Raw genomic sequence first — 13,915 nt, 5'->3', positions numbered from 1 at the left:
TAACCGCCACCAAACTCATCCCTCCTCCCAAAACCAAACTTCCCCTCACCAACCAAAATCCCAAACGACGCTCACTCCCAACCCCACCGCTGCCAGGGGTCTGACCCTCCCACCCGCCTAAACCTAAACACCACCCGCTCCGATCTCCCAACCCCACCGCTGCCAGGGGTCTGACCCTCCCACCCCCCAAAACCAAACTTCCCCTCACCCACCAAAATCCCAAACGCCGCTCACTCCCAACCCCTCCGCTGCCAGGGGTCTGACCCTCCCACCCGCCTAAACCGAAACACCACCCGCTCCGATCTCCCAACCCAACCAAACCACAACCAACCCCGCGAGGGTCAGACCCCGGTCTTAAGCCAACCCAATCAAAACCCAAAAATCAAAAACTTTCCCCAATCACTCATAATCCCCCCACCACAAACATACATCTTTATTGATATAGCAAATTTTTTTAGGTGTGAAAGGAGGAACCCCTTTGTCTTCAGAACAACAATCGTGCTTGCGGTTTTCAGTAGAAGAATCTGTTTGGTTTCAAAAAGGACAGGAAGTTTCTGAATTAATCTCCATAGCGTTAGATCCAGAAATTCAAATTTACGAGCAGGATCAATATGTTTCCATCAGGGGAGCTTTATTATTATCCGGAGAATATCATAAGAACGAGGTAGACGAGGAAGAGGAGGAATATCGTCCTTTTACTCAAGCAAGAATGGTGCAGGAAGTGGAAGAAAGAGAAGAGGGCTTATGTGCCTTAAAGCACCGCTTTCCTGTTGATATCACTATTCCAAAGAACCGGATTCAAAGTTTAGATGACATTTATGTGGCGATTGAATCGTTTGACTACAGCGTACCAGCTCGAGGCTGCTTACAATTAGATGCGGAACTATCGATTTCAGGTATTTACGGTCACCAACAAAGTGTACCGGTGGTAGACGCAGAAGAGGATAGAGAAGAAGTAGCAGAAGCACAAAACCAGGTAGACATAGCTGATGCTCAGGACGAGCAAGAAGTAGCAGAATTTCAGTATGAAGAAGAAGTTGAGAATAGTGACGAGCAAAGAGAAGAAGAATTTGTACCAGCATTCAATGTAACAAACGAACCCGAATGGGAACCGATGTTTCGAAATTCAGAAGAATATAATAACCGTGAAGAAGAACATGTTCCATATTATGCAACCGATGAAGAAGATGAGGAAGAAGAAATTCTTAATCAACACGAGATAGATCAGAATGTCGAGTATGATTATAACAATCATGGTGAGTATGAGCCATTTGAAGTGGAAGCAAGAAAAAATGCGGTACTTGATGATGTAGAACCAACATCTCATACACCGCACGATTATACAGAAACCGTAACAACAGAAGATTCCTTTACACCAACATATGCTTTTCAGTCTAACAATAAATCAAATTCAGAGACAGAGGATAAGCCACATAACATTGCATCGTTTTTTGAGAAGAGAAAAACCAAGCAAGAGGAGCCGAGAGTTGAAGAACAGGCGGAAGTAATGCAAGAGAGCTCAGACGAGAACTCACTTTCCTTAACGAAAATCTTTGCTGAAGAAGAAGGGGAAGAATTTACAAGGCTTAAAATATGTATTGTCCAAGAAGGAGAGTCAATTGATCATATTGCCGAAAGGTATGATGTGACGATTCAACAACTAATACGGACAAATCGCTTGTCTACCGAGGATAATGTACATGAAGGACAGTTATTATACATCCCTGTCAAAGCAGTTTCTAAACTATAACAAGGATTTCAAAATAAAACATATGTGAGGGAGGGAGACCTCTCTCGCTTCTGTTTAGGAAGCTCTTTTCTTGAAAAATTGGTGCTGTCAGATCGGTGAACTCGGCAATTAGATTTTTTACAGCCTACTACCCCAGAAAAGCCTTTTTAAAATTAGGTCGCTCGTTTCCTACCGATAATTCTAAAGGAAAGTGAGTAATGAAAATGATCACACAAGAGATAAATTTAGCGGGTATATTAAGTCAATACGGAATAAGTGCAGAATATGTGGAGAAGCACGGAGGCGTATGGAGAATAGTCACGAATAAGGGTGCATTTGCATTAAAAAGGATCAGAAAAGAACATGCATATCCATTATTCATGAACATCCATTCGCTTTATAAGCGGGGAGTCAAAATGATTGTTCCAATCTATCAAACAAAGCAGGGGTTTTATTTTATAGAAGAAGTAAACCACGCCTATTATTTGATGCCGTGGATTGAGGATCAGGAAGAGCGTGAACTAGATTTTAAAGATAGCCTAATGTTCAAAGAGCTTGCGAAGCTTCATAGTATGACTGTCGCTGAAAAAGAATACGAGGAAGAAGAGATAACGAGCTACTATGAAAGGGTCTCTGGTCAGTGGACGAAAGAACAAGAAAATCTGGAGAAGTTCGTCGATGCGGCAGAAAAGAAAATTTATATGTCGCCTTTTGAACTGCAGGTGTGTACGTACGCTCATGAAATATCGATGGCGCAAAAGTTCTCCTTCCAAAAGCTTGAAAGCTGGCAGGAAGCAATAAAAGAAACAAAACAGCATCGTGTAGCTATGACACATGGCAGGATCTCGTTTCATCACTTTGTGAAAGATACAGAAGGAAGAGGGTATTTTATAAGCTGGGAAAGAGCAAAGCAAGGACCGCCAACAAATGATATTATTTCCTTCTACCAACGCTATTTAAAGACCTATCCACTTTATTGCGACGACTGCATTGATTGGTTTTATGAGTACCAGAAAGAATTTAGCCTGCAGGGATACGAAAAAGACCTTACTTTAAGTTATTTATCTCATCCTACAACATTTATGAAAACTCTTGAACAATTTCAACAGCCAGCAGATCCTACTCGCAGTAAAGTATCAGAGAGAGAGTTGGTAAAAAGGGTGCAAAGTAGCTATTGGCAGGCAAAGAATATTGAATATGTGGCTGGTAGAATTAATCAAATAGAAGAACAAAACAAAAATAAAGAGGCCAGCACCGGATAAAGGTGTGTGGCCTTTTAGGTTATTAAAAAGTTAAGGTTGCCCCGCAGAAAGCATAACCTTTTGCGGAGATCAACAGCGGTGTTATACAAAGTCCTCTACTTCTACTTTTCCACCGCAGCTTTTTTCAATAGAGTAGTAGTTAATGTCGACAAATTTGTTGTGGTAGTATTTATTTCTTTAAAAGCAAGCACAATAGAATCTAAGTCCTCTTTATTTTTATTAAAGCGTTCCACATAATTATCCATTTCCATTTTGACTGTTAGAAGGCCGCCTGTAACCTGGCGAATGTTCTGCTGGGATTGCGAGGTAACTCTATGCATAAGATCCATATGAGCTGTCACATTGGATATTTGATTTTCGCTTTTGTTTATGAGAACTTTTATTTTACTGCTTAAATCCTTTGAGCTTTCCGCAAGCTTTCTAACCTCGCTCGCTACCACAGCAAAGCCTCTTCCTTCCTCTCCTGCGCGAGCGGCTTCTATAGAAGCATTCAGAGCAAGTAAGTTTGTTTGGTCTGCAATATTATCAATACCTTGTGTCATTGTAACAATTTCTTCTGAGATAGACTTAAGGCTTTCCATTTCTTCTAAGGATTGCTTTACTTCATGCATAACCTCATCGAAATTATCTACCATCTTTTCCATTTGCACTTCGTTTTCTTTGGTAAGACCAAGCAGGTTTTTGCTGCTTCGTTGCGTTAAATCGGTTTCTTTTAAAACAGCTTCTGCCTTAATTGTTACATTCTGAATCGTATCTTCGGTTTCATGAACGGTAGAGGCTACTTCTTCACTCATTTTCGTTAGTTCAGTATGTAGATTTCGATTTTCTTCATTTGCCTGCTCCAATAGATCGATCCTGACGTGAATGTACTCTTCTACAACAAGCTGAGAATCAAGGTTAATAATATGTGTTAATGCTGTTAAAGTGGTTACAAGTTGAGAAGGTTTATCTTGGAACCATTCGACAACTTTAGGAAGCAATAGCGTCTGCATTGCAGAATAAGTTGCTAAAAACCATGTGACAGGTAAATGAACACCGTTATGAGTTTGTCCAATTCTTTTTCGCATCATAAAGAATGTCTCATCTAGTTCGCCACTTAACAAACTTTGAAAATAATGGCGAAATACTTTTTCTAGTCTCTCTTTGCTAGAGTTGTCGGTTGCCACCCTTTTAAGAGGCGGTTGTTTATATAAATGCTCTAGAACCTTCTGTAACACTTCATCCAATATTTCAAAAACAACAGGCTTTGCTTCTTGAAGTGCCTTTAAATGTTCTTTTGTAAAACCCATATAGTACAAACGATAGGATAGATCTTTCTCTTGCAAGGGTACTACCTCGCTTTTGGATGGGAATTGCATAATTGCCGTATAGGCAGGTGCTTTTGTTTTTTGCTTAAATGATAGCATCGGATGCTCCTTTTTATTTGTCAATGGTAATAAAATCTTATCTTTATACTGTATTATGGCGAGTGTTAGAATAATTTGCTACATCAAATGTGCTGAGTACAAAAAATAGACAGTTAGATGCTGAATCTAACCGTCTAAGTGTAATTATATCCATTCATAATGAAAGCTAATGGCAACGACGATACAAATTGCTAGTATTAAAACATCAAAGGTGGTCGGTAAGAAAATGGTGCGGATTCCTTGAAAAATACAAATTGGAATTATAAATTGCGCACAAACACCCCGGACCTGTCTAAGCCATGGCGGTAAGGAATAAGGGTTATATTTTCGCATCGATGTACCTCCTTAAGTTGCAACTGCGTATCAATGGCTATACTTATACTTTATGAACCTTAGTGAAAAAAGTGCCCAAATATGCACAATTAATTATTTTGAGGAATATCTTAATAAAAAATTGGAGAAGCTTATTGACGATTAGAGGTTTTATTTTGTAACATAGAAGGATAATGAAATTATATATAAATACAGTGATAGGGAAGAGTACAATGTTTGGCTCCTTTAGAGAGAGAAACCATCTGCTGAAAGGTTTCTTAGGAAGGTCAAGTTGGAAGGTCGCCCTGGAGTAGTTTCAATGAACGATTCTTTTAGTAGTTGAAACCGGTGAAGAGCCGTTAAAAATTTTTTGAGAGTACAAGGGATAGTCTATCTATTCTTTGTGAAAAAAGGTGGTACCGCGAAACTTAACTCCTTTCGTCCTTTTATTTGGATGAAGGGAGTTTTTTGTTGTTTTGCTTGTTTTACACACCTAAAAAATATAAACCAATCTTAAGGAGGAACACCGATGGAAATGAATGAAGTAAATCTTCCAACTAAATATGATCCACAGACAATCGAAAAAAACCGCTATCAATATTGGTTGGATGGTCGCTTTTTTGAGGCAACAAATGACCAGAATAAAACGCCATATACAATCGTAATTCCACCACCAAATGTAACAGGACGTTTGCATTTAGGTCATGCTTGGGATACAACCTTACAGGATATCATTACACGTATGAAGCGCATGCAAGGGTTTGATGTTCTTTGGCTTCCAGGGATGGATCATGCCGGAATTGCAACTCAAGCAAAAGTAGAAGAAAAATTAAAGTTTCAAGGTGTCTCTCGTTATGACCTTGGGCGCGAGAAATTTGTGGAAGAAACATGGAAATGGAAGGACGAGTATGCAGCACATATCCGTCAGCAATGGTCAAAGCTCGGACTTGGTCTGGACTATAGCCGTGAACGCTTTACTTTAGATGAAGGTCTCTCCAAAGCAGTTCGTGAAGTTTTTGTCACACTTTACAAAAAAGGACTCATCTATCGCGGAGAATATATTATCAACTGGGACCCGGCTACAAAAACTGCTCTTTCTGATATTGAGGTAATTCACCAGGATGTTCAGGGTGCCTTCTATCATATGAAATACCCTTTAACAGACGGCACAGGCTATATTGAGATCGCAACCACTCGTCCGGAAACGATGCTTGGCGATACTGCAGTAGCAGTACACCCTGAAGATGAGCGCTATAAGCATTTGATTGGCAAAAATGTTACACTTCCGATTACAGGACGCGAAATTCCAATTGTTGCGGACGATTATGTTGATATGGATTTCGGTTCTGGTGCAGTTAAGATTACACCTGCTCATGACCCGAATGACTTTGAAATCGGAAATCGTCACAACTTGGAGCGTATCCTTGTCATGAACGAAGATGGCAGCATGAACGATAAAGCCGGGATTTACAAAGGCATGGACCGATTTGAGTGTCGTAAGCAACTTGTAAAAGATCTTCAGGAAAGTGGTGTTCTTTTCAAAATTGAAGAGCATATGCATTCTGTAGGTCATAGTGAAAGAAGTGGGGCAGTAGTAGAGCCTTACCTTTCCACACAATGGTTTGTTAAAATGCAACCATTGGCAGATCAGGCAATAGACCTTCAATCAAAAGAAGACAAGGTAAACTTTGTACCAAATCGCTTTGAAGGAACGTATATGCGTTGGATGGAAAATATCCGTGACTGGTGTATTTCCCGTCAATTATGGTGGGGACATCGCATTCCTGCCTGGTACCATAAAGAAACAGGTGAAGTGCATGTTGATCATGAACCGCCTGCTGATCTCGAGAATTGGGAGCAGGATAACGATGTTCTTGATACCTGGTTTAGCTCTGCATTATGGCCATTCTCCACAATGGGCTGGCCTGAAACAGAATCACCTGACTATCAACGCTTTTATCCGACAGATGCTCTTGTAACCGGTTATGATATTATCTTCTTCTGGGTATCTCGCATGATCTTCCAGGGGCTGGAGTTCACAGGAGAGCGACCATTTAAAGATGTTCTTATTCACGGACTTGTTCGTGATGAGCAAGGACGCAAGATGAGTAAATCTCTCGGCAATGGTGTGGATCCAATGGATGTTATCGAAAAATACGGTGCAGACTCATTGCGTTACTTCTTATCAACTGGAAGTTCACCAGGGCAGGACTTGCGTTTTAGCTATGAAAAAGTGGAAGCAACCTGGAATTTTGCCAATAAAATTTGGAACGCTTCCCGCTTTGCCATGATGAACATGGGTGATATGAAATTTGAAGATATCGACCTAAGCGGAGAAAAATCCGTTGCGGACAAATGGATTTTGACTCGCTTAAACGAAACAATAGAAACTGTAACTAAGCTTGCCGAGAAATACGAGTTCGGTGAAGTAGGTCGTTCTCTTTATAACTTCATCTGGGATGATTTTTGTGACTGGTATATTGAAATGGCAAAGCTTCCGTTAAACGGGGAAAATGAAGCTGCAAAGAAAACAACTCGTTCTATCCTTGCATATGTTTTAGATAATACGATGCGTCTTTTACACCCATTTATGCCTTTCATTACCGAGGAAATTTGGCAGCAGCTTCCACATGAAGGCGAATCAATTACTGTTGCAAACTGGCCTGAAGTACGTGAAAATCTAACAGACAAAGAAGCAGCAGCTGATATGCGTTTACTAGTGGACATCATTCGCAGCGTACGAAATGTACGCGCAGAGGTGAACACACCAATGAGCAAGAAAGTTAAATTACTGGTTAAAGCTAAAACAGAAGAAATTGCTACTAAATTAGAGCACAATCGTTCTTATTTAGAACGCTTCTGTAACCCAAGTGAACTTATGATCGGTACAAATGTGTCCTTGGATGAGAAGGCGATGACAGCTGTTGTTACGGGAGCTGAATTAATACTACCTCTAGAAGGTTTGATCAATCTTGAAGAAGAAATGGCACGCTTACAAAAAGAATTAAGCAAACTTGATAAAGAAGTAGAACGTGTGCAGAAGAAACTTTCGAATCAAGGCTTTATCGCAAAAGCACCTGATCATGTTATAGAGGAAGAAAAAGCAAAAGAAAAAGACTATGTAGAAAAACGCGAAGCAGTTCAAGCTCGTATGGAAGAGCTTAAGGGATAAGGAAGTAGGACGAATCCAATGTGGGTTCGTCTTTCCTTTATAAAAATGAAGGGAAGTCTATTAATGATCAATACATACGAAGAAGCTTTAAACTGGATTCATTCCCGGCTCCGTTTTGGTATTAAGCCTGGTGTGAAGCGAATGGAATGGATGATGGAGAGACTCAACAACCCACACCGTAAAATCAAAACCATCCATGTAGCAGGAACAAATGGGAAAGGTTCTACCGTAACCTTTATCCGGAACATCCTAGAAGAGTCAGGCTACCGAGTTGGTACGTTTACCTCTCCTTATATTGAAAGTTTTAATGAACGAATTAGTATCAATGGTGTACCGTTTTCTAATGAAGATATGGTGAAGCTGGTAAATCTAATTAAGCCTTTGGCAGAAGAACTAGAACAGCATGACCTTGGCAGTCCAACAGAATTTGAAGTCATCACTGCCATGAGCTTTTATTATTTTTATTCCATGGAACCTGTGGACATTGCGGTCTATGAAACGGGTCTTGGAGGGCGCTTTGATTCGACGAATATTATCCATCCGTTAGTTTCCATCATCACGAACATTGGCCATGATCATCAGGCAATCTTAGGAGACACCATCTCTAAGATAGCTTTTGAAAAGGCTGGAATTATTAAGCAGGGTGTGCCAGTCCTTACTGCTGCCACACAAGAAGATGCGCTTCAAGTAATTTCTATGGTTGCAAAAGAAAAGAAAGCTAAGTTATACAGGCTGCCAAAGGAAATTAGTATTACAGAATATGAGCCAACAAAGCATGGTGAACGATTTTCGATGACGGCCCCTATTGGAAAACTAGAGAACCTGGATGTTTCAATGAAAGGTCGTCACCAAGTTGATAACGCTGCATTGGCGGTAATGGCTTGCCTTTATGTGAAAAGCTATTATTCTTTTTTTATAGAAGAAAACTCCATAAGACAAGGGTTAGAAAAGGCCTTCTGGGCAGGCCGGATGGAAAAAGTTTCGCAAAGTCCCGACATAATTGTTGATGGTGCACATAACAAAGAAGGAATCTTAAAGCTTGTAGAAACGATAGAGCTTCGCCATTCTAATCAAAAGGTGCATGTACTTTTTAGTGCACTTTCGGATAAACCTTTAGAGGAAATGATCAGCATGTTGGATACAGTTGCCACTTCTATCACTTTTACCTCGTTTGAATTCCCAAGGGCGGCAAAAGCAGAAGAGCTTTATGTAAAAAGCAGCCATAAGAAAAAGCGATATTATGAGTCATGGAAAGAAGCAATAAAGTCCATTGTGCCTACTTTAAAAGAAGAGGAAATACTGATTATCACTGGTTCTTTATATTTCATTTCAGAAATTAGGACTATTTTCATAGAAAACAGGGAAAAGGACTAAGGGAAAAATAACCTATATTTGTTGTGACAAATGTTAGAAAATTTGATAAAATTACCTTATTGCTTTAATTGATTGAAAATTATGTTAGAGGGGAGGGGTAAGTATGGTAGCTCAAGCAGTAGGTGGTCGTATGACAAAAATAATTTGGACTAGCTTCTTTTTGCTATTTCCACTTGTTCTATGGTTAGGGTATCAGCTTTCTCCTGTTGGACTTGAGGAATTGCCGTTCCTTCATCTTTTAGGTTTCGCCATTCTTATTATCATACTTTCCCTTATCCCAATAGTTGTAGGCGAAGTTCCAATATTTTTGACACAGGGCGTATCACTTGCAGTATTTCTTTCATTTGGTTTATTTGCAGAAATGATGATTACCATTATTTCGGTAGTAGCTCTTATGCTCTATATCAGACTAAACAAGCAGAATTTGATCAGGATTCCTATTAATCTTTTAATGTTCTCTTCTATTTCCTTAATAAGCGGATTTGTGTTCTATATGCTCGGTGGAACGCATGGAAATATCGAGTTATTACAAACCAATTTAGCCATACCAATCATCGGACATGAACTGGTTTATTTTACACTTAATCAGGTTTCTCTCTACTTTATACATTCTGTTCTATTAAAAAAAGAGAGAAGTTTTGTTACGACTGATTTCAAGTGGGATGGAGTAACAAGTCTGATTGTCCTTCCAGTCGGCCTTATACTTTATGTGCTATATGAACAGCTGGGAATTGTTGCGATTTTCTATGTGGGCTTGCCTTTTGTAATACTGACGCTGATCCTGCAACTTTATCATACAAGTCAAAAGGTAAATGGCTTTTTGCAGCAAGCAGCAGGTATTGGTCATCAATTAACGGAACGATTGGATTCCAAGAGTGTTCTGGATGTATTTTTAGATAAAGTCTCGACGTTGTTTCCGGTAGACTACGCTGCTATTATAGATGTGCACAAAGAAACCGGCTTGAAAATACTTCGTGTTATGGATAAACATGATCATATTAAGATCAACACTGAAATACTTGTAGAGGATGAAGATCTATTAGGCTATATTTTGCAAAGTAGAAAAAGTATTTGTTATCTTACTAGAAAAGAATGGAGCCATCTTTCTTCTACTCACCTTCATCCATCCATTCAAAGCGTTATCTGTGTGCCAGTATCTCGAAATCAAAAGATTGAAGGATTGGTGCTTCTGGCAAGTTCAACAAAAAGAGCTTATGATAAGTCGCAGCTAATGATTATGGATATCCTTGCATCTTATTTTGGTGTTGCCATGGAAAAAGCCCGTCATTACGAGGAAACAAAGCGCAGAAGTGAGCGGTGTGGCTTAACAAAGCTATATAATTACAGATATTTTGAAAGTGTACTAGAGCAGGAATATGCTAGGTTAAACACTGGTGATCTTGATAACCTGTCGCTGATTTTACTCGATTTGGATCATTTTAAAAAGGTAAATGATGTTTATGGTCATCAAAGCGGGAACGAAATACTGAAACAAGTAGCGGACCGCCTAACAGTGATTGTTGGGGATAGCGGAACAGTTGCAAGATATGGCGGGGAAGAGTTTGTAATTCTGTTACCGGACATGGACAGAAACAGATGCTTCGAGCTTGCAGAAAAGATAAGAGTAAACCTAGCAAACCGATCCTTTACTTTAAAGCAACATATACGAAATTCACCATCTGCCCAGCTTGTTAGAGTTACGGCAAGCATCGGATTTGCTACAGCACCAGATGATGCCGAGGATACGTTAGATCTGATACGACATGCTGATCGGGCAATGTATGTTGGCGCGAAGCAAGCGGGTAGAAACAAAGTGGCCGAGTATAAGAAGACGTCATAACTTAGTCACTCACTCAAAAGGAGCAGGATTCCCCTGCCCCTTTTATTTTTTTGAAATAGATTCTTAATAACGAGTAGTAAGAATATAGTTTTCATGAATGTACCTTTTACATGGAATGCAGGGGAGGTTCTTCATGTTTATTAGATTAGCTAATGCAAATGAAATGGTCTTCATTCGGAGTTATGCCAAGAAAGTCCAAGAGGAAGCAAGTTTAGGCTATATAAAACAAACAGACAATATTCCTGAAAAAGAGTCCTATTTTTCAGGACATAGTTACTATCTAGTTTTAGTTCACCATGGAGTACTTAGAGGATGGATCCTTTTAGGGGAAACAATTAACCCGCTGAACTATCAGCCGGTTGGCGTGATTTTAGAACTTTATGTGCTTCCTGCTCACAGAAAGCACGGATATGGAATGGAATTAATGAACTATGCACTGGCGCATTTTAAATATAGACAGATCTTTACAGTGCAACTAAATGTATATGAAGGCAATCCAGCACAGAAGCTCTATAAGAAATTAGGTTTTAGAGAAGTGTCGACACTAATGGAGATAAGTTTTATAAATACAAATTAAAAGTAGGAAGTCACCATAAAGGGGACTCCTACTTTTTTTGTTCAACGTTTAATATTCCACCCAGTTCCATAGTTCAACCACATCAACATCAATCAAACCAACCCACTCTTCGTCTTTAAGCGCCAGTAGTTCTTTCGAAGGGCCAGTAAGGACAACGCCATAGTGGGAAATACCATTGGTTTCAAGGTGTTCAATTGTTTCGGATAAATTTATGTTGCTAAACTATTTCTTTGGAAAAACTTTAGAAGCTGGAAGTCTCATGTTGCTCAAGAATGATTGAGGAAGTAATAGGGTGTAAAGTTTTTATTCTACGATTCTTCTATTTCAAAATAGCAGGGTTTATTATACAATAACAATATCTTACTTACTTCTACAAATTACGGAAAAATCAAGAAAGTGGTGGAGCTTTGTATACATATATTGTTGGATTTCTATTTTTCTTAATATTTTTAGCGGTATTAGTTAAGTTTTCCTTTGGTTTTAGCATAAAAGGGAAAATGGTCATTGCACTAATAACCCTTGTTGTAAGTTTCATAGGTTTTTCTATATATAATCTGTTTACTCCATGGCATTCTATACTACTTATCATTCTGCTCCTCTTACTATCTACGATTATTCTTCATAAGCGAGCCTTTATGTACCGAAACATTGAGAAGGTAACCACATCCAAAAAAGAGACAAATTTAGACATATATCAGGATGATACACTTGTAAAATCAAATGACTATAGCGGAAAAGGGAAGAAACTAGAAAAACTTTCAGATGACCTAAGGTAATAATACGTAAAATATGGGGGGAAAAGGATGCAAGGACTTAAGCTATTTGCCGTAATGCTAGCTGGTACTTTACTTGTATTTTTAGCTGGACAATATGGTCCAACCGTAATAGATGAAAAAATAGCTACAAGTAAATTTCAGAATGAAACCCAAATAGGAACAGAATTAGTGGAAAATAAATCAAAAGCTCAAGCGATTGAAGATCTTCATCAAGCTGTTGAATCCTGGAAAAATGAAGGAAGCATTTACTTAGAATGGACCGGAGATATTTCACTTATTGATAAAGATGATTTTGCCTTTAATATCGAAGGATCTGTGGATCAAGCGGTAGATGGGAGTGGAAACAGGCTACTGGTCACATTGCCGGATTCTGTTTTCTTAAAAAACCTCGAAAATCTAACAGGTAGTACCCAGATAAATTCCGAAATCGATTTAGAGAAACTAAAAAGTGACATTACCGATGTTGCATCTACATTAAAAGGCGGCGATACAAGTTTCTCCGTAACGGATTATATTTTATCAGATAGTACTACTGAAGAAGTGCTGCATGAAGTAATGCTGAGGGTAGACAAAAGTCTGGTTGAGGAATTGGAAGGTATTTCGACCATAGTTTTGGAGCCTAATACTGCTTTTTCCTTAGATGCTTTTTTGCAAGAAGCAGGACATACCCTTAGCGATGAAAGTAGCAGCGTATTAGCTACAGCTCTTTATCAGTTGTCTCTTCCAACGAACGTGACGATACTTGAGAGACATATTTCGAAAGAGTTACCAACCTGGGCGGATGCAGGTTACGAAGCGGCTTTCCGAAACGGCACAATGGACCTGCAACTAGCGAACCCTAATAACCATGTTCTTACAATTGAGATAGAGATGGTTAATAGCCAACTAACTGCTACAATTACCGGTCAACCTCTTGCTTTGAGCTATGAGATTGTTGAGGAAAGAATGGAAAAATATCAACCAAAAACAGTTGTTCAATATTCACCACACGTTCAACAAAATCAAAAGCAAGTAAAAGAACGCGGAAAAGCAGGGGAATATGCAGTAATTGTCAGACAGGCTTCAGACAGCGATGGAGTAATATTGGAAACCACTGTGATAGCTCAAGACTTTTATGCTCCTATTCAGCAAGTAGAAGTGCACAGTTTAACTAAACCTGTTGCAACTAGCCCGACTACACCTTCTGTAACAGCTCCTGGCACGAACAGTGGGAACACTACTGGTGACAACACAGGAACGAATACTGGAACGAACACAGGTACAAACACCGGGAATAATTCAGGAACGAACACGGGAACTAATACAGGTACAACGTCGGGAAACAGTACAGATAACAGCAACGGTAATTCTACAGGATCAAATACTGGAGGAACGACAGGTAATAATAACAATAACGATAACGATAAATCTGAAAATGATGATAATGAGTCTGGAAAAAATCCAGCCAACCCTGGTGGAAAATAGACA

Annotated in this window: 11 protein-coding genes and 1 other annotated feature; of the genes, 8 read left to right on the top strand and 3 right to left on the bottom strand. The window is 39.3% G+C overall.

What is annotated here, in order from left to right; genetic code table 11:
- Positions 1-478 precede the first annotated feature (478 nt).
- The gene (gene spoVID, locus K9B36_RS14265) at positions 479-1,750 is read left to right on the top strand and encodes a stage VI sporulation protein D (protein ID WP_223702945.1); all 1,272 of its coding nucleotides are present in this window, start codon (positions 479-481) and stop codon (positions 1,748-1,750) included.
- Positions 1,751-1,947: 197 nt separating this feature from the next.
- Complete coding sequence (gene ysxE / locus K9B36_RS14260; protein ID WP_223702944.1) at positions 1,948-2,991, top strand: spore coat protein YsxE; 1,044 nt, start codon at positions 1,948-1,950, stop codon at positions 2,989-2,991.
- 101 nt (positions 2,992-3,092) lie between these two features.
- Here the strand turns inward: ysxE and K9B36_RS16995 are convergent, their stop codons facing one another.
- Complete coding sequence (locus tag K9B36_RS16995) at positions 3,093-4,397, bottom strand: globin-coupled sensor protein (RefSeq protein WP_317889880.1); 1,305 nt, start codon at positions 4,395-4,397, stop codon at positions 3,093-3,095.
- Between the two features lie 144 nt (positions 4,398-4,541).
- Entirely contained in the window at positions 4,542-4,730 is a 189-nt protein-coding gene (locus K9B36_RS14245; RefSeq protein ID WP_223702943.1) for a hypothetical protein, read from the bottom strand.
- A gap of 185 nt (positions 4,731-4,915) precedes the next feature.
- Positions 4,916-5,158: a binding site (T-box leader), on the top strand.
- Between the two features lie 80 nt (positions 5,159-5,238).
- On the opposite strand from K9B36_RS14245, the gene K9B36_RS14240 reads away from it, so the two are divergent.
- From K9B36_RS14240 to K9B36_RS14225, 4 genes are all read left to right on the top strand, one after another.
- A complete protein-coding gene (locus K9B36_RS14240; RefSeq protein ID WP_223702942.1) occupies positions 5,239-7,881 on the top strand; it encodes a valine--tRNA ligase in 2,643 nt (880 codons plus the stop codon).
- A 63-nt stretch (positions 7,882-7,944) separates the two neighbouring features.
- Positions 7,945-9,255, top strand: coding sequence for a bifunctional folylpolyglutamate synthase/dihydrofolate synthase (locus K9B36_RS14235; RefSeq protein WP_223702957.1), 1,311 nt, complete (start codon positions 7,945-7,947; stop codon positions 9,253-9,255).
- 103 nt (positions 9,256-9,358) lie between these two features.
- Complete coding sequence (locus K9B36_RS14230) at positions 9,359-11,095, top strand: sensor domain-containing diguanylate cyclase (RefSeq protein WP_223702941.1); 1,737 nt, start codon at positions 9,359-9,361, stop codon at positions 11,093-11,095.
- 133 nt (positions 11,096-11,228) lie between these two features.
- On the top strand, positions 11,229-11,672 hold the full coding sequence (locus K9B36_RS14225; protein ID WP_223702940.1) for a GNAT family N-acetyltransferase: 444 nt from the start codon (positions 11,229-11,231) through the stop codon (positions 11,670-11,672).
- A 48-nt stretch (positions 11,673-11,720) separates the two neighbouring features.
- On the opposite strand, the gene K9B36_RS17075 is transcribed toward K9B36_RS14225, so the two are convergent.
- Positions 11,721-11,867, bottom strand: a complete 147-nt coding sequence (locus K9B36_RS17075; protein ID WP_223702956.1) for an anti sigma factor C-terminal domain-containing protein — start codon at positions 11,865-11,867, stop codon at positions 11,721-11,723.
- Between the two features lie 212 nt (positions 11,868-12,079).
- On the opposite strand from K9B36_RS17075, the gene K9B36_RS14215 reads away from it, so the two are divergent.
- Together K9B36_RS14215 and K9B36_RS14210 are read left to right on the top strand one after the other, a co-directional pair.
- On the top strand, positions 12,080-12,448 hold the full coding sequence (locus K9B36_RS14215; protein WP_223702939.1) for a hypothetical protein: 369 nt from the start codon (positions 12,080-12,082) through the stop codon (positions 12,446-12,448).
- A gap of 27 nt (positions 12,449-12,475) precedes the next feature.
- Positions 12,476-13,912, top strand: coding sequence for a VanW family protein (locus K9B36_RS14210; RefSeq protein ID WP_223702938.1), 1,437 nt, complete (start codon positions 12,476-12,478; stop codon positions 13,910-13,912).
- Positions 13,913-13,915: the final 3 nt, after the last annotated feature.

This window comes from Sutcliffiella deserti (genome assembly GCF_020037475.1).
Taxonomy (GTDB): Bacteria; Bacillota; Bacilli; order Bacillales; family Bacillaceae_I; genus Sutcliffiella_A; species Sutcliffiella_A deserti.
This window is presented reverse-complemented; position numbering and strand designations above follow the sequence as displayed.